The sequence below is a fragment of the Ensifer sp. ENS03 genome (genome assembly GCF_014852035.1).
GTDB lineage: Bacteria > Pseudomonadota > Alphaproteobacteria > Rhizobiales > Rhizobiaceae > Ensifer > Ensifer adhaerens.
Genome location: NZ_JACVAV010000001.1, coordinates 1,148,302 through 1,170,822, shown reverse-complemented (window position 1 = coordinate 1,170,822; position 22,521 = coordinate 1,148,302). Strand labels below are relative to the sequence as shown.

General features: G+C 63.6%; 25 protein-coding genes. 11 read left to right on the top strand and 14 right to left on the bottom strand.

Annotated features, from left to right (window positions below; translation table 11 throughout):
* Nucleotides 1–184: 184 nt before the first annotated feature.
* Nucleotides 185–1,948 carry a LysM peptidoglycan-binding domain-containing protein gene (locus tag IB263_RS05750; protein WP_192437896.1) on the bottom strand — a complete coding sequence of 588 codons (1,764 nt, stop codon included), beginning with the start codon at nucleotides 1,946–1,948 and terminating at the stop codon, nucleotides 185–187.
* A 244-nt stretch (nucleotides 1,949–2,192) separates the two neighbouring features.
* Between IB263_RS05750 and IB263_RS05745 the strand changes: the two genes are divergently transcribed.
* Nucleotides 2,193–2,813, top strand: a complete 621-nt coding sequence (locus IB263_RS05745; protein ID WP_034804006.1) for a TIGR00730 family Rossman fold protein — start codon at nucleotides 2,193–2,195, stop codon at nucleotides 2,811–2,813.
* 68 nt (nucleotides 2,814–2,881) lie between these two features.
* Here IB263_RS05745 and rarD read toward each other — a convergent pair whose 3' ends face one another.
* The 8 genes from rarD to cysS form a co-directional block, all read right to left on the bottom strand.
* Nucleotides 2,882–3,814 carry an EamA family transporter RarD gene (gene rarD, locus IB263_RS05740; protein ID WP_034804008.1) on the bottom strand — a complete coding sequence of 311 codons (933 nt, stop codon included), beginning with the start codon at nucleotides 3,812–3,814 and terminating at the stop codon, nucleotides 2,882–2,884.
* Nucleotides 3,815–4,029: 215 nt separating this feature from the next.
* The gene (gene cimA / locus IB263_RS05735; RefSeq protein ID WP_060522115.1) at nucleotides 4,030–5,646 is read right to left on the bottom strand and encodes a citramalate synthase; all 1,617 of its coding nucleotides are present in this window, start codon (nucleotides 5,644–5,646) and stop codon (nucleotides 4,030–4,032) included.
* Between the two features lie 24 nt (nucleotides 5,647–5,670).
* Entirely contained in the window at nucleotides 5,671–6,639 is a 969-nt protein-coding gene (gene pip / locus IB263_RS05730) for a prolyl aminopeptidase (RefSeq protein ID WP_034804012.1), read from the bottom strand.
* A 2-nt stretch (nucleotides 6,640–6,641) separates the two neighbouring features.
* Nucleotides 6,642–7,163, bottom strand: a complete 522-nt coding sequence (locus tag IB263_RS05725) for a GFA family protein (RefSeq protein ID WP_034804013.1) — start codon at nucleotides 7,161–7,163, stop codon at nucleotides 6,642–6,644.
* Nucleotides 7,136–7,612 (bottom strand): GFA family protein, encoded by a 477-nt coding sequence (locus IB263_RS05720; RefSeq protein ID WP_034804014.1) that lies wholly within the window; start codon nucleotides 7,610–7,612, stop codon nucleotides 7,136–7,138. The genes IB263_RS05725 and IB263_RS05720 overlap by 28 nt, the downstream gene beginning before the upstream one ends.
* Nucleotides 7,609–8,100 (bottom strand): GFA family protein, encoded by a 492-nt coding sequence (locus IB263_RS05715; RefSeq protein WP_060580938.1) that lies wholly within the window; start codon nucleotides 8,098–8,100, stop codon nucleotides 7,609–7,611. The genes IB263_RS05720 and IB263_RS05715 overlap by 4 nt, the downstream gene beginning before the upstream one ends.
* A gap of 12 nt (nucleotides 8,101–8,112) precedes the next feature.
* Nucleotides 8,113–8,496: a VOC family protein gene (locus IB263_RS05710; RefSeq protein WP_060580939.1), complete on the bottom strand. Its 384-nt coding sequence runs from the start codon at nucleotides 8,494–8,496 to the stop codon at nucleotides 8,113–8,115.
* A gap of 107 nt (nucleotides 8,497–8,603) precedes the next feature.
* Entirely contained in the window at nucleotides 8,604–9,995 is a 1,392-nt protein-coding gene (gene cysS / locus IB263_RS05705) for a cysteine--tRNA ligase (RefSeq protein ID WP_192437894.1), read from the bottom strand.
* A 414-nt stretch (nucleotides 9,996–10,409) separates the two neighbouring features.
* On the opposite strand from cysS, the gene IB263_RS05700 reads away from it, so the two are divergent.
* On the top strand, nucleotides 10,410–10,553 hold the full coding sequence (locus tag IB263_RS05700) for a hypothetical protein (protein WP_192437892.1): 144 nt from the start codon (nucleotides 10,410–10,412) through the stop codon (nucleotides 10,551–10,553).
* 20 nt (nucleotides 10,554–10,573) lie between these two features.
* Here IB263_RS05700 and IB263_RS05695 read toward each other — a convergent pair whose 3' ends face one another.
* On the bottom strand, nucleotides 10,574–11,353 hold the full coding sequence (locus tag IB263_RS05695) for an SOS response-associated peptidase (protein WP_192438024.1): 780 nt from the start codon (nucleotides 11,351–11,353) through the stop codon (nucleotides 10,574–10,576).
* Between the two features lie 58 nt (nucleotides 11,354–11,411).
* On the opposite strand from IB263_RS05695, the gene IB263_RS05690 reads away from it, so the two are divergent.
* The 9 genes from IB263_RS05690 (at nucleotide 11,412) to IB263_RS05650 (ending at nucleotide 17,093) form a co-directional block, all read left to right on the top strand.
* Nucleotides 11,412–11,885 carry an NUDIX hydrolase gene (locus IB263_RS05690; protein WP_089043916.1) on the top strand — a complete coding sequence of 158 codons (474 nt, stop codon included), beginning with the start codon at nucleotides 11,412–11,414 and terminating at the stop codon, nucleotides 11,883–11,885.
* A complete protein-coding gene (locus IB263_RS05685; RefSeq protein WP_192437890.1) occupies nucleotides 11,882–12,334 on the top strand; it encodes a TIGR02301 family protein in 453 nt (150 codons plus the stop codon). The genes IB263_RS05690 and IB263_RS05685 overlap by 4 nt, the downstream gene beginning before the upstream one ends.
* A gap of 158 nt (nucleotides 12,335–12,492) precedes the next feature.
* The gene (locus tag IB263_RS05680; protein WP_089043914.1) at nucleotides 12,493–12,762 is read left to right on the top strand and encodes a hypothetical protein; all 270 of its coding nucleotides are present in this window, start codon (nucleotides 12,493–12,495) and stop codon (nucleotides 12,760–12,762) included.
* A gap of 15 nt (nucleotides 12,763–12,777) precedes the next feature.
* Entirely contained in the window at nucleotides 12,778–13,572 is a 795-nt protein-coding gene (locus IB263_RS05675; RefSeq protein ID WP_034804030.1) for a hypothetical protein, read from the top strand.
* 155 nt (nucleotides 13,573–13,727) lie between these two features.
* Nucleotides 13,728–14,576 carry a folate-binding protein YgfZ gene (locus tag IB263_RS05670; protein WP_192437888.1) on the top strand — a complete coding sequence of 283 codons (849 nt, stop codon included), beginning with the start codon at nucleotides 13,728–13,730 and terminating at the stop codon, nucleotides 14,574–14,576.
* The gene (locus IB263_RS05665; protein WP_034804032.1) at nucleotides 14,573–15,181 is read left to right on the top strand and encodes a YfbR-like 5'-deoxynucleotidase; all 609 of its coding nucleotides are present in this window, start codon (nucleotides 14,573–14,575) and stop codon (nucleotides 15,179–15,181) included. Before IB263_RS05670 ends, IB263_RS05665 begins: the two co-directional genes overlap by 4 nt.
* Before the next feature lies 1 nt (nucleotide 15,182).
* Nucleotides 15,183–15,722 (top strand): tyrosine phosphatase family protein, encoded by a 540-nt coding sequence (locus IB263_RS05660; RefSeq protein WP_034804033.1) that lies wholly within the window; start codon nucleotides 15,183–15,185, stop codon nucleotides 15,720–15,722.
* Nucleotides 15,712–16,692, top strand: coding sequence for an NAD regulator (locus IB263_RS05655; protein ID WP_226020671.1), 981 nt, complete (start codon nucleotides 15,712–15,714; stop codon nucleotides 16,690–16,692). Before IB263_RS05660 ends, IB263_RS05655 begins: the two co-directional genes overlap by 11 nt.
* A gap of 155 nt (nucleotides 16,693–16,847) precedes the next feature.
* Complete coding sequence (locus tag IB263_RS05650; RefSeq protein ID WP_077961811.1) at nucleotides 16,848–17,093, top strand: hypothetical protein; 246 nt, start codon at nucleotides 16,848–16,850, stop codon at nucleotides 17,091–17,093.
* Between the two features lie 244 nt (nucleotides 17,094–17,337).
* On the opposite strand, the gene nadC is transcribed toward IB263_RS05650, so the two are convergent.
* The 4 genes from nadC to IB263_RS05630 form a co-directional block, all read right to left on the bottom strand.
* Entirely contained in the window at nucleotides 17,338–18,246 is a 909-nt protein-coding gene (gene nadC, locus IB263_RS05645) for a carboxylating nicotinate-nucleotide diphosphorylase (RefSeq protein ID WP_192437884.1), read from the bottom strand.
* A gap of 49 nt (nucleotides 18,247–18,295) precedes the next feature.
* A complete protein-coding gene (locus IB263_RS05640) occupies nucleotides 18,296–19,894 on the bottom strand; it encodes an L-aspartate oxidase (protein ID WP_192437882.1) in 1,599 nt (532 codons plus the stop codon).
* A 55-nt stretch (nucleotides 19,895–19,949) separates the two neighbouring features.
* Entirely contained in the window at nucleotides 19,950–21,029 is a 1,080-nt protein-coding gene (nadA, locus tag IB263_RS05635) for a quinolinate synthase NadA (RefSeq protein ID WP_034804309.1), read from the bottom strand.
* A gap of 173 nt (nucleotides 21,030–21,202) precedes the next feature.
* The gene (locus IB263_RS05630) at nucleotides 21,203–22,441 is read right to left on the bottom strand and encodes an MFS transporter (RefSeq protein WP_192437880.1); all 1,239 of its coding nucleotides are present in this window, start codon (nucleotides 22,439–22,441) and stop codon (nucleotides 21,203–21,205) included.
* Nucleotides 22,442–22,521: the final 80 nt, after the last annotated feature.

The following is a 22,521-nucleotide window of genomic DNA, read 5'->3' as shown; positions in this document are numbered from 1 at the left end:
TGCGCGCTTGGAGGCAGATTGTTGCGCATCCAAGCTCTGCGCCGAGCCTTCCCTGTAAACGAAGACCTGCGGCGCCGTCATCACCGTTCAATGAAAAGCGGCGCCCTGTCGAAGGCGCCGCCCTTGGTCTGGAGATAAGCATCCGTCGCAGCCGCCGCAATGTCGGCGGCCGCCGATCGGCTGCTTATTGCTCTTGTTTCATGTGCTTCTTGTGAATTTCCCGCGATTCGTCGTCCGGCAGCGCCTTGTCCGGCACGCCGAAGACCTGCCCCGGGCGAATGCGGTCCGGATCCTCGATCTGATCCTGGTTGGCGAGATAGATCGTGGTGTAGCGCAGGCCCGCGCCGTAGACGCGACGCGAGATCTGCCACAGCGTATCGCCGCGACGGATGATCACCGAACTCTTGCTCTCCTTGAGCGGAGCCTGCTCGAGCGTCTGGGGCTGGTCGGGCGAGGCTGCAACGGCCGCGGTTTCGGTCGCCGGCTGCGCCGGTGCAGCGTCGTTTACAACTGCGCTTCCGGCACCCATTGCCTTTGCCAGTTCGCCCGGAGCCGGGGAATTGTCCTTCGGCTGGGCCTTCTCGGGCGACGCCGGCGTGGCGCTGCCCTGCTCGGCAAGGACCGCACCAACCGTTTCATCAACCTTGGCAAGTGCCGTCGCCACGCTCGATGCGTCCTGAGGTGCAGCCTTCAGCGCCGCGAGCGCACTTGCGGAGGCCTTTGCGGCCCGCGTCGCGGAAGCGACGAGCGTCTGGTCGGAACTATCGGCGAGGCGGAAATCGGCAAGCGACTTCAACGCGATCTCGGTCGCCGAACGGGCGGCGGCCAGTTGCTCGCCGTTCGGCACCTTGCCATTGGCATAGAGACCCTTCAGCAGCGCGAGCGCCTTTCCAGCTTCCGCACGCAGGCCATCGAGACCCGCGGTTGCGGACGGCGTGCCCGAAGGTGCCACGGCCGCGACCTGCGACCCGGCGGGCCGGTCGAAGGGAACCGAAGCGCGCATCACGACCTTGGTGCCATCCTCGTTCAGCATGTCGGCCCGAATGATGTGGCTGCCCACCGTCAACTCGATCTGGCCGTCGACGACGAAGTGGCCCTTGTCGTCGGCTTTCATTTCGCCGACGAGCCTGTCGTCGGCATAGACGCGGACCAAGGCGCCTGCCTTGGCGCTGCCGGCAACGAACATCTTGCTGCCTTCGATCTCGACGGCGCTCACCTGCAGGCCCGGCACGCCAGAAAGCTTGGCCGGCGCAGTAGCGGTATCGACCGCCTGTGGCGTTGCGGAAGCAACCTCGGCCGGCTTGGCGTCCACAGCCGCTGTCCCCTCCACCGTATCCGGCGTCGTGATCAGCCGGCTCGCCATGCCGGGCTTCGAGACCATGGCAAGCAGTTGACCGGACGGATCCTTGGGAACAGAAACGGTCGCGACCTCCTCGGAGCTCTTCACCGCACCGTTTTCGCCGGTGCTGCGCAGCGTGAGCTGATGGTCACCCGCCGGAAGCGGATCGTCGAAGACCGCGGCAAAGTCGCCGGTCGCGCCGACATCAGCGGTGCCGACCACCGTATCGCCGCTCAGGATCTCAAGCTTCGAATTCGGCTGGGCATGGCCGGCGATCACCGTCGAGCCATCGGGCTCCACGCGCAACACATCGAAACCGGGAATGGCGGGATCGGTTGCAGGCGCATTGGCGGCAGTCGCCGCGTCGGCCTTCGACTGTTCCTGCTGCGGCGCAGCATCCGTCTTTGCTGTCTCGGCAGAGGCGCCAGCCGCCTGCGGGCCACCGGTCGCAGGCGTCGCCTCGGTCGACTGTGTCGCGGTGCCTGCCGCCTGCTCCGCCGCCGGCTTCTGGCCGTCGTCGCGCAAGTTCGGTTGAATTACGAATACCATCAACGCTGTTGCTGCCACGAGGACAGAAATGGCCACCCAGCCGGCCTTATTTTTGATCATGCCACTCTCCACACGGAGCGGAGCAACGCTCCGCGCATGCCCTCTCATCGGCCTGCGGTGCGGGCTTGCGCCGTCATTATAGCGCAACTGCAAGCAACTCGTCCGATTTCTTCAATCAATCACTGAAATTGCTAGCGATTCGCGATTCGGCATACAAGCAGCCGAAGGCACGGCAACCCACAGAAAGCCGGGTTTCCCCTCATTTTTCTTGACCCATGCTGCGCTGCAATGTTTTTTGGGGGGCATGAGCACCGAGAACAGCACGATTCGATCCATCTGCGTCTATTGCGGTTCACAGCCGGGACGCGACAATGCCTACATGGAGGCCGGCCGCGCGCTCGGCCGCTCCATCGCCGATCACGGGCTTCGTCTGGTCTATGGCGGCGGCACACGCGGCATCATGGGAGCGGTTGCCAGCGGCGTGCTTTCCAACGGCGGCGAAGTCACCGGGATCATCCCTGAATTCCTGATGGACAAGGAAGCGACCCGCCATTCGCTCGGCCAACTGAACGAACTGATCGTCACGGCCGACATGCACGAGCGCAAGCACACGATGTTCGAACGCGCCGACGCCTTCGTGGCTCTGCCGGGCGGCATCGGCACGCTTGAAGAGATCGTCGAGATCATGACCTGGGCGCAGCTCGGCCGTCACCGCAAGCCGATGGTCTTCGGCAACATCAACAATTTCTGGAGGCCGATGATGGACCTCCTGCAGCACATGCGCGAAGAGGGCTTCGTCCACACGGCGCATCTGGTGCAGCCGCTCGTCGTCAATGACGCCGCCGACATCGTGCCGACCATCCTGGCGGCCGCCAACGGCGGCAACGGCCGCGACGGCGAAGCCGAGATCATCTCCAAGCTTTGAGAAACCTGTTCAGCCAACAAAAAAGGCGCGCCCCCGGCGCGCCTTTTTTGTTTCTATTGCAACCGACCTTATTCGGCGGGGCTTGCCTGCAGGGCGCGGCGCGCCCTGCTTTCAGCCAGCATCGCGCCGGTATAGATCACCAGCGCCGCCCAGATCAGGCCGAAGGCGATGAGCTTTGCCGTACCGAAGGGCTCATGGAAGACGAAGACGGCGATCACGAAAATCATCGTCGGCGCGATGTACTGCATGATGCCGATGGTCGAGAGGCGCAGGAGCTTGGCGCCATTGGCATAGATCATCAGCGGCACGGCCGTGACGATGCCGCAGGACAGCAGCCACAGGACGTCGGCCATGCCGGTGTCGCCGAAATGGCCCTGCCCCGTCGTCTCCAGCCAGATGATGTAGCCGATGGCCGGAACGCTCAGCAGCAGGACTTCCAGGAAGAAGCCCTGGTTGGGGCCAACCGGCAGGGTCTTGCGGAAGAAGGCGTAGAAACCCCAGGACAGGCAGAGGCCGATCGACACCCACGGCAGACCGCCGGCATCAAAGGCGAGCACGGCGACGGCGGAGGCAGCGAGCGCGATTGCGACCATCTGCGCCGGGTTCGGCCTCTCCTTCAAAAGCACGGCGCCGAGGAAGATCGAGAAGAGCGGATTGATGTAGTAGCCGAGCGCGGTTTCGATGGCGCGGCCCGCCCCGATTGCCCAGACATAGATGCCCCAGTTGATGGTGATGAGCACGGCGGTCAGTGCGGCCATGCACAGCATGCGCGGCGAGCGCAGTGCCGTCTTGATATCGTCGGTGCGCCCGAGCCAGAGCAGCACGAGACCCGCGAGCGGCACCGACCACACGATCCGGTGCGCCACCACTTCCGGCGCCGGGATATGGGCGACAGCCTTCATGAAGAACGGCAGGAAGCCCCAAAGCAGATAGGCGGTCAGCGCGAAGGCAAAGCCTTGTGCGGAATCGGTATTTTCGGCGGGTGCTTTCGGCTCGGCCATATCATCTTTTCCTGGTGTTTTGCCGGAGAGCCCTGGCGGCAATGGCCGCTCACCGGTCAGAAGGGAGGGCACAGCCAGTCGGCCGGCACGATCTCCCATTGGTGCGTCCTACCCCAATGGCCGGTGATGCACCAATTCATTTCCGTGAAGGGAGAATGAGTTTTGCTCACCCTCCCCCGGCCAGTTCATCAGCGTTACCGGGTCGATCGCCGAAATTACTCGGCGGCGATCAGCCCGACGTGGTCGCGGTTCTTGAGCAGCTTGAAGACGATACTGTCCATCAGCGCCTGGAAAGACGCATCGATGATGTTGTCGGAGACCCCCACGGTCCACCAGCGTGCGCCCGTGCCATCGGTCGATTCGATCAGAACGCGGGTGATCGCCTCGGTCCCGCCATTGAGGATACGGACCTTGTAGTCCGCGAGCTCCAGGTCTTCGATTTCCGACTGGTACTTGCCGAGATCCTTGCGCAGCGCCAGGTCGAGCGCGTTGACCGGGCCGTGTCCTTCGGCGACCGACATCATCGTCTCGCCGTCGACGACCACCTTCACCACCGCTTCCGACACCGTCTTCAAATGGCCGTTGGCGTCGAAGCGGCGCTCGACCATCACCCGGAAGCTTTCCACGTGGAAGAAATCCGGCACCGTGCCGAGAATGCGGCTGGCGAGCAGCGCGAAGCTCGCATCCGCCCCTTCATAGGCATAGCCGGTCGCTTCGCGTTCCTTGACGATGGCGATCAGCTTGTCGAGCTTCGGGTCGTCCTTGCTGACGACGATGCCGCGGCGCTTCAGCGCGTTGATGAAATTGGCCTTGCCGCCCTGGTCGGACACCATGACCTTGCGCAGGTTGCCGATGCTTTCCGGCGCCACGTGCTCATAGGTGCGCGGATCCTTGAGCAATGCCGAAGCGTGGATGCCGGCCTTGGTTGCAAAGGCCGACGCGCCCACGTAAGGCGCCTGCTGATCTGGCGAGCGGTTCAACAGCTCGTCGAAGGAATGAGCGAGCTTCGTCAGCTCCAGCAAGCGGTCGGCATCGATCGCCGTTTCGAAGCGGCTGGAATAGGTCTCTTTCAAAGCAAGCGTCGGGATCAGCGTGACGAGATTGGCGTTTCCGCAGCGTTCGCCAATGCCGTTCAGCGTGCCCTGGATCTGGCGTACGCCGGCCTCGACCGCCGCAAGCGAATTGGCGACCGCCTGGCCGGTATCGTTATGGGCGTGGATGCCGAGATTGGCGCCGGGCACGCCGGCAGCGATCACGGCCGCAACGATCTCGCGCACCTCCGGAGGCTGCGTGCCGCCATTGGTGTCGCAGAGGACCACCCAGCGCGCGCCGGCGTCAAAGGCCGTCTTCGCGCAGGCGAGCGCATAGGCGGGGTTGGCCTTGTAGCCATCGAAGAAATGCTCGCAATCGACCATCGCCTCGCGACCGGAGGCGACCACCGCCTCGACCGAGGCCCGGATGTTGTCGAGGTTTTCCTCGTTGGTGCAGCCGAGCGCTACTTCGACGTGATAGTCCCAGCTCTTGGCGACAAGACAGATGGCGTCGCTCTTGGCCGCGAGCAGCGCCGCGAGGCCCGGATCGTTCGACGCGGAAACCCCGGCGCGCTTGGTCATGCCGAAGGCGACGAAGGAGGCCTTCTGGGTACGCTTGCGCCCGAAGAACTCCGTGTCGGTCGGGTTCGCGCCGGGATAGCCGCCTTCGATATAGTCCATGCCGAACTGATCGAGCAGGCCGGCAATCGCAATCTTGTCCTCGACGGAAAAGTCGATGCCGGGCGTCTGTTGCCCGTCTCTCAGCGTCGTGTCGAAGAGGTAGATGCGTTCCCTGGTCATGGTTCTCGTCCAAATATGCTCGGTTTACTTTTGCTCGGTCTTGCCTGCGAACTGGTCCGTGGCGCGGATCAGCCGGTCGAGGATGCCCGGCTCGGAATAGGCATGGCCTGCTCCCTCGACCAGATGCAGCTCTGATCCCGGCCAGGCCTTGTGCAGCTGCCAGGCGTACTTCGCCGGGCACGGCATGTCGTACCGCCCGTGGATGATGACGCCGGGAATGCCGTGCAGCCGGTGGGCGTCGCGCAGCAATTGGCCCTCTTCCATCCAGCCGGCATTGACGAAGAAGTGGTTCTCGATCCGCGCGAAGGCGTCAGCATAATCGTCGTCGGCGAAGGGCTCGCTGGTTGCGAGCTCCGGCAACAGCGTGATCGTCTCACCCTCCCAGATGCTCCAGGCCTTGGCGGCCGCAAGGCGTGTCGCCTTGTCCTCGCTCATCAGGCGGCGATGATAGGCGTGCATCATCTCGTGGCGCTCGTTCTCGGGAATGGGCGCGATGAAACGCTCCCACTTGTCCGGGAACATCTCCGAGACGCCGAACTGGTAGTACCAGTCGAGCTCGGCCTTGGTCAGCGTGTAGATGCCACGCAGCACCAGTTCGGAAACCCGTTCCGGGTGCTTCTCGGCATAGGCAAGCCCCAGCGTCGATCCCCAGGAACCGCCGAAGACCAGCCACTTGTCGGCGCCGGCCATCTCGCGCAGCCGCTCGATATCGGCGACGAGATGCCAGGTGGTGTTGGCTTCGATCCTGGCATTCGGCGTCGACTTACCGCAGCCGCGCTGGTCGAACAGCGTTACGTCGTAGAGCGTCGGATCGAACAGGCGGCGGTGGTTCGGCGAGATCGTGCCGCCTGGCCCGCCATGCAGGAAGACGGCAGGCTTAGCGCCCGGCGTGCCGGCCTTTTCCCAATAGATGGTGTGACCGTCGCCGACCTCGAGGTGGCCCGACGCATAGGGTTCGATTTCCGGATAAAGCGTACGCAGAACAGTCGTCATTTTCAGTCTTTCGTGAGCGGCCAGTGCACGGTGTCGTAGTCGGGATGCTGGCGGTTGGTTTCGAGAACGATCAGATGGCGGGTCGCCGAGACCTCGCTACCGTCATCCGTCTCCCTTGGTGGCAAGCCCGCGAGCCGTGAGAACCATATGACGCGGGATTCGACGCCGGACTGGTAAACGGGCTGTACGTCATCGGGGTCGTCGAGCGAGCCGAGCGCGATGTTGATGAAGTTCTCGTCGGGCATATCGTAGAACAGCGGCGTGCCGCAATCGCTGCAAAAACCGCGGCGCACCAGATGCGACGAGCGGAACCAGGACGGCTGGCCCCGGGTAATGTCGAACGTGTCTCGGGACGCATTGGCGAGCGGCATGAAATAGTTCCCGGTCGCCTTCTGGCACATGCGGCAATGACAGATATGCGGGTCCGCAAGCACGCCCTCGGCGCGGTAGCGCACGGCGCCGCATTGGCATCCGCCCGTATAGATGCGCGCGATGGTCACCGGAATGCTCCCGAGGGATGCCATTGATCGGTCTCGTGGTCGGGATGCTGGAACGAGATGATGCTTTCCTGCCTGGCGTAAAAATCCTGATCCTCAAGCACCGGCTGCTCGAAGATCGTATCGACCCAGGGCAGCCGCGAGGCGTGATTGACCTGGATTTTCGGCGCCAGATCGGTGCGATCGTCAAAGGTGCCGATGGCGATCTCAAGGCCACCCGGATGCCGATACGTCATCGGCGTTCCGCATTTCGGGCAGAAGCCACGGTCGATGTTGACCGAGGACTGGAAATAGCTCGGTTCGTCCCGCACCCATTCGACGCCATCCTTCGGCGCCGTCACCAGCGCCGAGAAGAACGAGCCGAACTGTTTCTGGCACATGCGGCAATGACAGATCGACGCGCGTCCGAGTTCACCCTTGATCCGGAAGCGGACCGCGCCGCATTGGCATCCACCTGTTCGAACGTTTTCGGTCATCGCTTCTCCTCCGGGGGCCAGGTCTCGGTGTCGTGGTCGGGATGCTGATAGGAAACGAGATTGGTCAGGAACTCGATTGCGTCCGGATCTTCCAGCGTATGAACGCCAGGCAGATCGGCAACGTGATCGACATAGGGCAGCTTACCCTCGACTCCCCATTGGATGGTCGGCACGATGCCTTGCGGCTCGTCGAAGGCAGCGATCGCCAGCGCCATGCCATCCGGTGCCTCATAGGTCAGCGGCGTGCCGCAATCGGCGCAGAAGCCGCGGCGCGCGGCGTTTGACGACTGGAAGCGCTTGGGCTCTCCGCGGGTCCAGGTCACATGCGCGCCGCGAACCGAAACCAAGGGCATGTAGAAGTTGCCGCTCGCCTTCTGGCACATGCGGCAATGACAGACGGATGCGTCACCGAGCTTGCCCTCGACGCGGAAACGGACCGCGCCGCATTGGCAGCCGCCGGCATAATAGGGCCTGTTGTCGAGACTCATCGCAACTCCTCCTTAGCCCGGCGCGTGGCAGACGGCTTCGATATTGTTGCCGTCGGGATCGAATACGAAGGCCCCGTAATAGTCCGGGTGGTAGTGCGGTCTCAGCCCCGGCTTGCCGTTGTCACGTCCGCCGACGGCAATCGCCGCTTCATAGAAGGCATCGACCTCGGCGCGGCTGCGCGCCGAAAAGGCGTAGTGGCGGCCCGGGCCTGCCGCGGCCGTCTCATGCAGCCAGAAAACCGGCCGCTCGCGGCCATAACCGCCGACCTTCACGCCGCCGGTGTGCTCCAACGGCACCATCATCAGCAAGGAGGCGCCAAGCGGAGCAAAGGCCTTGTCGTAGAACGACTGCGCCCGGTCGAAATCCGCGACGGGAATGCCCGTATGGTCGATCATCGCACGAACTCCTCTTTCATGCATGCGCTCCGCTTTTCGCTGCCCTTTCAGATGTCCTGTCCGAACCGATCAGAGCGATCGGACAGGGCTCTGGGAGCGGCCCACCGTCACCGTTTGATATCCCAGGTCGTCACCCGCTCGCCGGTTGCCAGATCCTTGCCGTCCTTCAGCTGAACACCCCGCGCCAGCAGATCTTCGCGGATCTTGTCGGCTTCCGCGAAGTTCTTCGCCTTCAGCAGTTCCAGACGGGCCCGCACGCGGCTGTCGATGTCGCGGACCAGCCCCTCGTCGAGTTCGACCGCCTGCGGCACCACGCCGATCAGCGCAGCACTTGCGGCGAAGGTGCCGAGCAGTTTCGGATCGGTCGCCGCCTTCTGGGCGAGCGCATGGACCGCCTGGACGGCCGCGACCGTGTTGAGGTCGTCGGCAAGTGCGGCGACCACAGCCGGGTCGGCCTCACCCGTGGCGTCACCCGGCACCGGCCACTTGGAGAGCAGATGCTCTGCCTCTTCCAGCCGCTTCACCGAAAAATCGATCGGCTCGCGATAGTGCGTCATCAGCATCGCGAGCCTCAGCACGTCGCCCGGCCACTGGCGGCCGGCGAACTTTTCCGTGTGCAGCAGTTCGTAGATGGTGACGAAGTTGCCTTCGGACTTCGACATCTTGCGGCCTTCGACCTGCAGGAAGCCGTTGTGCATCCAGACATTCGCCATCACCTCGGTGCCATGGGCGCAACGGGATTGGGCAATCTCGTTTTCGTGGTGCGGGAAGATGAGATCCAGCCCGCCGCCGTGGATGTCGAAAACCTCGCCGAGATAGCGGCTGCTCATGGCCGAGCACTCGATGTGCCAGCCGGGACGGCCCCTGCCCCACGGGCTTTCCCAGCCCGGTTCGTTGTCGCCGGAGAGCTTCCACAGCACGAAATCGCCGGGGCTTTTCTTATGCGCCTCGACGGCGACGCGGGCGCCGGCCTGCTGTTCGTCGAGGTTGCGCTTCGAGAGCTGACCGTAATCGGCCATCGACTTGGTATCGAACAGCACCTCGCCGCCCGCCTGGTAGGCGTGGCCCTTGGCGATGAGCTTTTCGATGATGTCGATCATCTGGGCGATGTTGTCGGTCGCCCGCGGCTGGACATCAGGATCGAGGCAGCCGAGCGCCCTGGCATCGTCGAGAAACTGCGTTTCGGTCTTCTCCGTCACCCGGCGGATCGCGTCGTTGAGCGGCAGGGTCGGATAGTCCCGCAGCGCCCGCGCGTTGATCTTGTCGTCGACGTCGGTGATGTTGCGCGCATAGGTGACGTGATCCGCGCCATAGACATGGCGCAGCAGCCGGAACAGGACGTCGAAGACGATGACCGGCCGGGCATTGCCGATATGGGCATAGTCATAGACCGTCGGGCCGCAGACATACATGCGAACGTTGTCGGGATCGATCGGCTTGAACTCGATCTTCTCCCGCGTCAGCGTGTTGTACAGCTTCAGTGTCGGCGTTCCGCCCATTGCCATTCTCCAAGATGCATACGACCGTAAAATACCGCGCCCGGGAGGCCCGCGCGTTTGTCATCTTGGATTTTAGGAGACGAAAACGGCCAGGCCAGCGGAGCGCTAGCGAATAATGTTCCGGCAGATAATGCAGATAACCGTTTTCATGGCCTCACTTATCGCGCGTCACCCGATTTCGGTCAAGAGGTCAGCCGCGTGCAAGCACAGCCGACTATCGAAAGGATTCCGCGGTCATGGATTTGTCATGATTGGGCTTATCTGAGATCGCCATGCGGAAAACAGATTCGCGGTGTAGTTGGTAGCACACCACGAAATCCTGTCTCCGGAGAGCGAGGAGGAGCGTCGCTTTCGTGAAGACGTACGAAAGCGGCAGTGTATCCGGTTCGGGAAAGCATCAAGGAGTGAGTGCAAGTGAAAGCCGCAAAGACCAAAGACATCACCAAATCCGCCAACCTCGTCGAACAGTATCGCCCGCTCGGCCTGAAGGCCGTACTTGCCGCAGCGTTGCAGGTGAAGGCGAAGCCGGCTGGCAAGCCGACCAAGCGGCCAGCCTGACGGTTCCGACGCTCTTTTCCTTAAAAGAGAGACATCTGCCCGCCATCGGGCTCGGTCGGCTTGCCCTTGCCCTTTAGCTTGGCATTCGCAACCGACCTGGGTGTGATGGCATCCTGGATTTCGGGACCGGTGTTGACGACCTTGTTGACCTTGTCCGAGACGGGGATCGCCTCGAAGTAGTCCTCCGCGACGGGGCCGAAGAGATCGGCAACCTCGCGCGGCTCCTGCGTCTTGCAATCCAGCCAGCGGGCAAAATCCTCGGGCTGGATAACGACCGGCATACGGTCATGGATCTGCCGGATCGAGGCGTTGGCGGCCGTCGTCAGGATGGCCGCTGTGTCGACCTCGGAGCCGTCGGCCGAGGACCAGGTTTCCATCAGCCCGGCGAAAGCGACGATGCCGCCCTTCCGCGGGCGCACCCAATAGGCCTGCGACGGCTCGCGGCTGCCTTTCGGCGGCCGACGCCATTCGTAAAAACCGGAGGCCGGCACGAGAACGCGCCGGTGCCGCATGGCGGCGCGAAACGAGGCCTTGTCGATTGCCGATTCGGCCCGCGCATTGATCAGCAGCGGAAAGTCACGCGGGTCTTTCACCCAGCCCGGCATAAAGCCCCAACGCACGAGCACCGCCTTGCGCTCCGGCAGGTTGCTGCCGGGTGCCGCGCGCTCGCCGGCCACGACAACCATGATCGGCTGGGTTGGCGCGATATTGAAGCGCGCCGGAAAGTCGTCGCTTTCCAGCAGGCTGAACAATTCCATCATTTCGTCGGGGGTCGCCGTCAGCGCAAAACGTCCGCACATGACATCGATGTGGCACTTCACGTAGGATGGGTCAACGCCACCGAGACGATTTGATTCCCTGATGCCGACCAAGCCCGAACTTGCTTCCTCCGTCATTCTAGAACGCGACGGTCGCTATCTGCTCGTTCGCCGGGCCAACCCACCGTCGGCCGACATGTACGCCTTTCCGGGCGGCCGTGCCGAGCCCGGCGAGACGCCGGCGGAGACAGCGCTTCGCGAATTGTTCGAAGAAACCGGCATCAAGGCGCGCGATCCGGTGCTGTTTGAAATCTACGATCTGCCGGGCAAGGAGTCCGAAGGGCGACACTTCCTGCTTTCGGTGTTCAGGGCCGAGGCGGATGCCGACGCGGTGGCCGTCGCCAGCGACGACGCGGCAGGGCTCGGCTGGTTCACCCCTGAGGAGATCTTCACCCTGCCGATCCCCGACAGCGTGCGCGAATGTGTGGAAAGGCTCTCCGGCACCGGCGCGAACGCCGCGACATCAGGCGACGGCCTTGAAACCGCCGACAATTCGGGCTTGATGAAATCATGATCCCTGTCCCGATCCTCGCAAGGCTTACGCTCGCCGGCATCGCCCTGACGGTCGCCACTGGTGCGGCGGCGCAAAAAACACCGACGAAAGAGCCGGCCAAGACCGAGACCGCAGCCCCTGCCCCGGCCGCTGTGGAAGAAAAGCCGACGCCCTATGACCAGCGGCTGATTCGACTCTCGGAGATCCTCGGCTCCGTGCACTACCTCAGGAATCTCTGCGTCAAGGAACCGGAAGACGTCTGGCGCCGCTCGATGCAGGATCTGATCGACAAGGAAACCGCCACCGAAGTCAAACGACGCGAGCGGATGACTGCCGCCTTCAACCGCGGGTACCGCACCTTCGCATCGGTCTATACGAACTGCACAGGCCCTGCGATCGTCGCCGAACAGCGATATCGTGCCGAAGGGGCAACACTTGCGTCAGAAATCGTCGCCCGCTTTGGAAATTAGCAATAAATTAACCTCTTTTCTCACGACCCCGTGTCGTTTCGGGAAAAGGCTGCTAAGTTCGTTAAGAGAGTGGTAAGAAGTGGCGAGTCCGTCACGGTCGTTCAGTCGGAGTTCAGCCGAACGGCCATAAATTGAACCGCTTGCACAATGGAAGTCGCATGGAACGAATGATGGAACCAAGCCTGACCGACATCGATGACATGATCGTCCACGAGAAGATGCAGGCTGCGCTGGAACACCAGAGCGAGGCCTGGGCGGACGGAATGGCCGACGGTATCGAGCCGGAAATCATCGCCGATGCGGCCATTGCTCTTGCCATGCGGGAAACCGTTCGGCTTCATGGCGAAGACGGCGCCGAAGCAATGCTCAATTCGCTTCGCGAGCGCGTGCTCGCCGGCGAATTCTCGCCCCAGCGCACGATTCAGTAATATCAGGACTGCCCGATGCATCGGAATCTTGCAAACCGGACCCTTCCGGTTCGCCTCGCCACACTGCTGTTGGCCGGTGTCGCCTTGACCACCCCGGCAGCGGTTTCCCCCGCCTTCGCTCTCAGCGAATTGCAGGGCGCGCCGCAACCCGTTCCGGCCGAGCAACAGCCTGCCGCCGGCGATCAGAAGGCGACGCCGCCTGCCGCCGAACCCGTTGCCGAAGAGCCGGATGAGGAAGAGACGCTTCCGCTCGAAATCCCGATGCCCGACCCGCTGATCAACAAGTCGGCGACAGCCACGAAGGAAGACGCTCCCGAAGCCGAAGAACCGGAGCCGACCGGGCCTGTCGAAGTCCTGACCGACGTTTCCAAGATTCCGGCGCCGGTCGCCCGCATGCGCGAGCTGATCGTCGAGGCGGCGGCTTCCGGCGACATCGAGCGGTTGCGCCCGTTGCTCGGCAAGGGCCCGAACCAGACCCAGGTCACCGGCGTCACCGGCGATGAAGACCCGGTGTCGATCCTGAAGAGCCTTTCGGGCGACCAGGAAGGCGTCGAAATTCTCGCGATCCTGCTCGACGTGCTGTCGACCGGCTTCGTGCTGGTCGACAAGGGCACGCCGCAGGAGGCCTATGTCTGGCCCTATTTTGCGGAAAAGAAGCTTTCGACGCTGACGGCACCGGAAAAGGTCGACCTGTTCCGCCTGGTCACCGCCGGCGACTTTGCCGACATGGAAGAATTCGGCAGTTACAACTTCTATCGCGTCGGCATCATGCCGGATGGCAAGTGGAAATTCTTCATCGCCGGCGACTGAGCGCCGGCGACCTGCTTGCCGATGACAGCCGAACATCCTACCTCTTCGCCAAGAGATCGCCGGTGAGACCGGGGCCTGAGTCGGCCACGGCTACCAGGTGATCGTTTGCTAGGTTAGCGCGGGATTCTCCCCTCCCGTCGAACAGGATTCGAACGATGCCCAGAGTTCGCCTCGACGATCGTGCGATCGTCTCCATTTCCGGCAAGGAGGCCGAAGATCTTCTTCAGGGACTGATCACCACCGACCTCGACGCGCTTGCGCCCGACGAGGCGCGTCCTGGCGCGCTTCTGACGCCACAGGGCAAGATCCTGTTCGAGTTCCTGATCTCCCGCGATGGCGACGGCCTACGGCTGGAAACGGCACGCGACCAGGCCGAAGCGCTGCTGAAGCGCATGACGATGTACAAGCTTCGCTCGGCAGTCGAGCTTTCGATCAGGGCTTCCGACGCCGTCACCGTGATATTCGACGAAGCAGCACCGACGGGTGCCTATCGGGACCACCGTTTCGAGAAGGCGGGCGTTGCGCTCTTTCGCGCCTATGGGGAAGCCACCGGCGACACGGCCGGCGCAGAAGACCTCGAACGGCTGCGGATCGCGGCGGGCATTGCGAATGCCGGTGCCGATTATGCGGTGCAGGACGCATTCCCCCATGACGTGCTCCTGGACAAAAACGGCGGCCTCTCCTTCAAGAAGGGCTGCTACGTCGGTCAGGAAGTGGTGTCGCGCATGCAGCACCGCAGCACGCCGCGCCGCCGGGTCGTGATCGTTTCGGCGGACGCCGCCCTTCCTCTCACGGGAACGACGATTACGGCGAACGACAAGGCGATCGGCGCGCTGGGCACGGTGCAGGGCAAGTCGGCGCTCGCGATCGTGCGCATCGACAAGGCCGGCGAAGCCATGGCGAATGGGATCCCGCTGCTCGCCGGCGACGTGCCGGTGACAATGGTTCTGCCCGAATGGACCGGCCTCACCTTCCCGACCAGCACGGACGAGGCAAGCGCGTGACGGCGGCCCGCGCCTGGCAGCGCATGCTTTCCGGCCGAAGGCTGGACCTGCTCGATCCCTCGCCGCTCGATGTCGAGATCGGCGACATCGCCCATGGCCTCGCCCGTGTTGCCCGGTGGAACGGCCAGACCGCCGGCGATCATGCCTTCTCCGTCGCCCAGCACAGCCTGATGGTCGAAGATATTTTTCGCCGCAGCAACAAGTGCAGCACCGACGATTGCCTGCTGGCGCTTTTGCACGACGCGCCGGAATATGTGATCGGCGACATGATCTCGCCGTTCAAGGCGGTGGTCGGCGGCGGCTACAAATCGGTCGAGAAGCGGCTGGAAAGCGCCATCCACCTTCGTTTCGGCCTGCCGCCGCATTGCTCCAAGGAATTGAAGGACCGCATCAAGAAGGCCGATCATGTCGCGGCCTATTTCGAAGCAACGGTGCTTGCCGGCTTCTCCGTCGAAGAGGCGCGCAAGTTCTTCGGCCAGCCGCGCGGCATCACCCGCGAGACGCTGCTGATCGATCCCTTGCCGGCGGTCGAGGCGCAGCGCCTGTTCACCGAACGGTTCCTCACGCTGGAAGCGCAGCGCGTGCCCGCGCGCGCGGAAATCTGACATGCCCGGCATTATCGTTTCTCCGCTTTCCCGCATCGCCGAAATGGCCGTCCGCCATGGCTGCACCGAGATGATCAGCCTCGTCGCCAAGGGCCAGGATTTCCATCGCCCCGGCGTCATCGCCAAGGCGCGACATCTGACGCTCGGCATGAACGACATCACCTTTGCCGGCACCGGCGACCTCATTGCGCCGCAGGAAGACCATGTCCGGCAGATCGTAGCCTTTGCGCGCGAATGGGACCGTGCACGGCCGCTCCTCGTTCATTGCTGGATGGGTGTTTCGCGATCGCCCGCGGCCGCCCTCATCGCCGCGCTCGCGGCCGAGCCGGACCAGGACGACGCGGAGCTGGTGCAGCGGCTGCGCCGCGCCTCGCCCTATGCGACCCCCAACAGCCGGCTCGTCGAAATTGGCGACGGCGTGCTCGCGCGCAATGGAAGGCTGATCGCCGCCGTTCGCGCGATCGGTCGCGGCGCGGATGCAGACGGCAATGCGCCGTTCCTTCTGCCGCTTGCTTCCGAAGGAGCAGCCGTTGCCGATTGAGACGCAGCCGACAACGGTCGAGATCGGCCTCAATGCGGCGATCGTCGCCGTCGTCAACCGCAGCCCGCGCATCCTCGCCGTCAGCGAAAGTGACGGCGATGCGCGTGACAGCCTGCCCTTCGGTCCCTTCGATCCGGCGCTCCACCGGACCTTTGAGACGAGCCTGCGCGATCGCGTCGAAAAGCGTACGGCGCTGAAGCTCGGCTATATCGAACAGCTTTACACCTTCGGCGATCGCGGCCGGCAGCGGCTGCCGGGCGAAGAAGGCAAGCACATGGTCTCGGTCGGCTATCTGGCCCTGACGAGAACCGATGCCGAAAACACCGAACGGCTGGCCGAAGCCGGCGCGCATTGGCGCGACTGGTACGGCTACCTGCCCTGGGAGGACTGGCGGCAGGGTCGCCCGGCGGTGCTGGACCAGGCGCTCCTGCCGGCACTTGCCCGCTGGGAAACAGGTGTGTCCGGTGACGACCGAGCCGCCCGGATTGCCGGGCGCCGGGCGCGCATTCGCCTGGCCTTCGGCCTCGGCGATTTTCCCTGGGACGAGGAACGCGTGCTAGAGCGCTATGAGCTCCTTTACGAGGCAGGGCTCGTGCCCGAGGCGACCATCGACGGCCACGGTAATGGCAACGACGTTCTGACCGCCGGGCTGGCGATGCGCCACGACCACCGCCGTATCGTCGCGACCGCGATGGCGAGGCTGCGCGGCAAGATCAAGTACCGGCCGGTCGTCTTCGAACTGATGCCGCCCGAATTCACGCTGACCGATCTGCAGGCAACCGTCGAGGCGATCTCCGGGCGCCACCTGCACAAGCAGAACTTCCGCCGCCTGGTCGAAGGGGCCGAACTGGTGGAGCCGACGGGGATGACGCTGTCTTCCACCGGTGGGCGGCCGGCCGCCCTCTTCCGCTTCCGCCGCCAGATCCTCGACGAGCGCCCTGCCCCGGGGCTCAAGGTCGGTGGGCGATGAGGGCAGTACCGCCCACCAAACGGTGGATCGGCACCTAAAAACATCCGACAGAACGCCCTACATGTGCGGGGATGATGCTATAATCGGTGCAGTGGGACGCGACCGAACTTTCGCTGCCCGCAAACCATGCGGCGTTTACGACCGAGGTGACAACCATGCTGCTCGTCCTGACCCTGCTTACGTCGCTGCTCGGCACCTCGCCCCAATCGGGAACCGACGAAAAGCCGAAGATGCCCGACTACTTCAAGAACCAACAGGGCGGCGGCATGCAGCCGCAGACAACCATCTGCAATCTCAACAGCCAGGACCTGAACGGGCAGTTCCGGACCTGCCGCTACGACTGCGGCACGCAGATCACCGTCGGCGAACGTTTCTCCTGCCCGTTCATCATGCAGCGTTGACGTTCAAAACCTCGGTTAGCTTCTGAGAAGACGCAACTCCGGACGGAAAACCGCTTCGCACTTTTCCTGGAGTTGGCCTCCTTTTGGCGCAACTCCGGACAGAAAACCGCTTCGCACTTTTCCTGGAGTTGGCCTCCTTTTGGCGCAACTCCGGACAGAAAACCGCTTCGCACTTTTCCTGGAGTTGGCCTCTTTTGGGCGCAACTCCGGACGGAAAACCGCTTCGCACTTTTCCTGGAGTTGCTTACCTTTCGATCACCACATCAAGGCCGATGTCGAGCGTCGGGGCGGCCATGGTGATCTTCGAGGTCGAGATGTAATCGACGCCGCTCTCGGCGATTGCCCGCACCGTATCGATCTTGACGTTGCCTGAAGCCTCCAACCGCGTCCGGCGGGCATCGACCGCATAGGCGTCGGCGGAGAGCTGCCAAAACGCGCGGTTCACCGCAACGGCCTCGCGGAGCAAGTCCGGCCCCATGTTGTCGAGCAGGATGACGTCGGGTTGAGCCGTCAGCGCCTCGCGCATCTGATCGAGGCCATCGACCTCGATCTCGATCTTGACGAGATGGCCGCAATAGGCGCGCGCCGCATGGACGGCGCTGGCGACGCCGCCGGATACGGCAATGTGGTTGTCCTTGATCAGCACGGCATCGTCGAGGCCGTAGCGATGATTGGAGCCACCGCCCAGACGCACCGCGTATTTTTCCAGCGCCCGCAGCCCAGGAATGGTCTTGCGGGTGCAACAGACCTTCGCACGCGTGTGGGCGATCTCGTCGGCGAATTTCGCCGTATAGCTGGCGATGCCCGAAAGGTGCATCAGGAAGTTCAGGCCGACACGTTCGGCCGACAGCAGCCCGCGGGCGCGACCGGAGATCCGGGCGATCGCCGTGCCCGGCGTGACCCGGTCACCATCCGCCACCAATGCCTCGAAGCGGATCGACGGATCGACCAGGCGGAAAGCGGCACGCGCAAGCTCCAGCCCGGCAACGATACCAGCATCGCGCACGTTCATGCCGGCCCTTGCGGTCAGCTCCGGCCCGATGGTCGAGAGCGTGGTAATGTCGCCGGCGCGGCCGAGATCCTCGTTAAGTGCGGCACGCACCTGGTCCTCGATCATCAGTGCGGGAAGTTCGGGGCGGAGGGCTGCGGTCATCTGCTTTTTCGTCCTTGAGTGTCGGTCCATGCAAGCGGCGCGCGTGAAATCACGCCGCTTCCGTCTCCGCCAGTTCGCTCGCCAGGCGGTTGGCGTCGGCGAGCGTCAGATAGGTGCGGCGGCGCCATTCCGGCTGTTCCCGTGGGCAATCGGCGCGGAAGTGACCGCCGCGACTTTCCGTGCGCCGCAGCGCGCCGACGGCGATCAGCTTGGCCGTGGTAATAATGTTGGTGAAGCGCATGCGGGTGTTGTCGCGCTCGAGCTGTGCGATCTCGCGGATCGCCTTTACCAGGCTCTCGCGGGTTCGGATCACGCCAACGCAATCGCTCATCACCTGACGCAAGATCTTGAGTTGCGGGCTGTCCTCGACCGTCACCGGATCGTCATTCTCGCCGGCATTGTCGCCCCATTCGGTAAGCTGCGGCGTCGGCAGCGTGCCCTTGATGTTTTCGGCGATGCGGGCCGCAAAGACGACGGCTTCGAGCAGCGAGTTGGAGGCGAGCCGGTTTGCGCCGTGCACGCCGGTGGAGGTCACTTCTCCAGCAGCCCAGAGACCGTCGATCGAGGTGCGACCTTCAGCATCGGTGAGCACGCCGCCCATGTGATAGTGAACCGCCGGCACGACCGGGATGGCTTGCGTCACTGGATCGATGCCGGCCGCCATGCAAGAGGCATAGACCGTCGGGAACATCTCGGGGAAATGCTCGCCCACAGCCTTGGTGCAATCGAGGAAGGCGCCGCGGCCGGCCTGGACCTCAGCAAAGACACCACGCGAAACGATGTCGCGCGGCGCAAGCTCGCCGTCCGGGTGGATATCGAGCATGAAGCGATGGCCGGCGGCGTTCAGAAGCTGGGCGCCATCACCGCGCAGCGCCTCGGTCGCGAGCGGCGCCGGATCCTTGCCGATGTTGATCGCCGTCGGGTGGAACTGCACGAATTCCGGATCGGCGATGATCGCGCCGGCGCGGGCGGCCATGCCGAGCCCCTGCCCGCACGCTTCCCACGGGTTGGTCGTGACAGCATAGAGATGACCGATTCCACCGGAGCAGAGCACGACAGCACGGGCCGGGAAAGCCACGCGCTTCTTCGACTGGCCGGCATCGGGCCGGGCGATGACGCCGGAGATGAACCGGCCTTCGCGCACAAGTTCCTCGACCACATAGCCTTCGATCACGCGGATCGAAGGCGTCCTGCGGACGGCGGCAATCAGCGCTTCCATGATCGCCTTGCCGGCCATGTCGCCCTTGACGCGGACGATGCGTCGCTCGGAATGGGCCGCCTCACGCGAGAGCAGCAGCTTGCCTTCGAGATCGCGATCGAAGGGCACGCCATATTCGAGCAGATCGTGAATGCGCGCCGGGCCTTCGGCCACCATCATGCGCGTCATCTTCTCGTCGACGATGCCGGCACCGGCGGCCAACGTGTCAGCGACATGTTTCTCGAAGGTGTCGCCGGGGCTCATGGCGGCGGCGATGCCGCCTTGAGCCCAGGCCGACGAGGCGCCGTGGCCGATCGGGGCTGCGGCAAGGATCGTCACCGGTCTCGGGCTCAGTTTCAGCGCGCAGAAGAGGCCGGCCAAGCCGCCACCGACGATGACGATATCGTCAATCCCGTTGAAGGATTGCGGGCGGAAATGGTCGGTCAGCATGATTCATTCTCCTCCAATGCGCATGCCTGCATCCGGTATGACCCGGCGGAAATTGTTACTGCTTGAGGTTCACCATGCGCTCGACCGCAAGGCGGGCGCGATCGGCGATATCAGGATCGACGAGAACCTCCTCCGTCATGGTCAGCAGGCTGTCGAGGATCTTCGGCAGCGTGATGCGTTTCATGTGCGGACAGAGGTTGCACGGCTTGACGAACTCGACGCCTTCGATCTCGGCCTGGATGTTCGACGCCATCGAGCACTCGGTAACGAGCAGCACCTTCGACGGGCGATTGTCCTTGACGTAGTTGATCATGCCGGAGGTCGAGCCGGCGAAGTCGCAGACGGCGATCACGTCCGGGTGGCATTCCGGATGTCCGATGATCTCGATGCCCGGATTGGCTTCCTTGTAGGCGAGCAACTCGGCGGCGGTGAAGCGCTCGTGCACCTCGCAGTGGCCCTTCCAGGTCAGGATCTTCTTGTTGGTCTGGCGCGCGACGTTCATCGCCAGGTATTCGTCGGGAATGCAGAGAACCGTGTCGGATTCCAGGCTCTCGACGACATCGAGCACGTTCGACGAGGTGCAGCAGATGTCGGTCTCGGCTTTCACGTCGGCAGACGTGTTGACGTAGGTGACGACGGGAACGCCGGGGTAGCGCTGCTTCAGCAGGCGGACATCGGCGCCGGTGATCGATTCCGACAGCGAGCAGCCTGCCTTGGCGTCGGGGATCAGCACGGTCTTTTCCGGACTCAGCAACTTCGACGTTTCGGCCATGAAGTGCACGCCGCACTGGATGATGATTTCCGCATCGACTTTGGCAGCATCGCGCGCGAGTTGCAGCGAGTCGCCGACGATGTCGGCGACACAGTGGAAGATGTCCGGCGTCTGATAGTTATGCGCGAGGATGACCGCGTTACGCTCCTTCTTCAGCCGGTTGATGGCGTGCACATAGGGCGCGTAGACCGGCCACTCGATCGCCGGGATGAAATCCTTGACCTTCTCGTAGAGATGCTCGGTTTCGCGCGCGATCGCCGGCGTAAAGGCAAGCTCGGGCCTTTCGATGATGCCGAAGCGCTCAGCGGCGCTGACAAAAACCGGTTTCGCCACGGCCGCGGTGCGGGGTGCAAGGCGCGTCATCGACATCTCCTCTCCGCCCCTCTTCCTGGGCGGGTTTTCAATTATGCTCAATCTGAGCATAATTGAACCAAAACAAAAGCGGCAAAGCCGCATGGGTTGATTTAGAAAGTTTTGTGACAGAATTCAAGAATAGAAGCGCCGCTTTTCGCGGCGCTTCTGATTTTGGTTCGCGATCAGGCCATCGCCGGCCGCGCCACGCCCTTCTCCTCGATCGGCCAGTGGACGATTGCGGCGAAGACGCCGAGGGCTACACCGAGCCACCACACCGGATCGTAGGAACCGAAGTGGTCGTAGAGGTAGCCGCCCATCCACACACCCAGGAATGAGCCGACCTGGTGCGACAGGAAGACGATGCCGCCGAGCAGGCCGAGGTGGCGCGTACCGAACATGATCGCGACCAGCGCATTGGTCGGCGGCACGGTCGAAAGCCAGAGCAGGCCCATAACGATGGCAAAGACGATGACCGAGGTCGGCGTCTGCGGCAGCAGCAGGAAGGCCGTCACCGCCACCGAGCGCGCGATATAGATCAGCGCCAGGAAATAGGGTTTCGAGTAGCGCTGGGCGATGAAGCCCGCCGACAGAGAACCGATGATGTTGAAGAAGCCGATGAGTGCCAGCGCGATCACCGCATAGCGCGCGTCGATGCCGATATCGCCGATGTAAGCCGGGAAGTGCGCGGTGATGAAGGCAACCTGGTAGCCGCAGACGAAGAAGCCGGAAACCAGCAGCAGGTAGCTCTTGTGGCCAAGTGCCTCCTTCAGCGCCTCGCCGATCGACTGCTTGAATTGCGCCTCGCTCTGGCGGCCGGAGGACGCGTTGCCGCGCAGCGGGATCGCGAAGAACGGCACCACCAGCATGAGGACACCGAGATAGACCAGGCTGTCCGACCAGCCATAGGCCGAGATCAGCCCCTGGCTCAGGGGCGCGAACAGGAACATGCCGGCCGAGCCCGCCGCCGTGCAGATGCCGAAGGCGAGCGACCGCTGATGCGGCGTGACGTTGCGGGCAAAGGCGGAGAGCAGGATGCCGAAGGAGCCGGAGCCCACCGCCATGCCGACGAGCACGCCGCCGCCGATGTGCAGCCAGATCGGCGCGTTGGCGAAGGCCATGGTGAAGAGCCCTGCAGCGTAGAGAAGGCCCGACATGGCGAGCACGCGCCACGTTCCGAACTTGTCCGCGATCGCGCCGAAGAAGGGCTGACTCAGGCCCCAGCAGAGGTTCTGCAATGCCATGGCAAGGCCGAAGGTCGTCCTGTCCCAGCCCGTATCGGCGAGCATCGGCAGCTGGAAGAAGCCCATCGCCGAGCGCGGGCCGAAGGTGAGCATCGCGACGACCGAGCCGGCCGCAATGATCAGCCAGGGCATCTCCTGACGGGCACTGGACGGCGCGGATGCTCCGGAAACAGCGGACATGGAATCTCTCCGATTGATGGAGCGCGATCCTAGGCGGCTGCTAAAACAGATAAAAGCCAATTAAATTGACGCCGCAATCA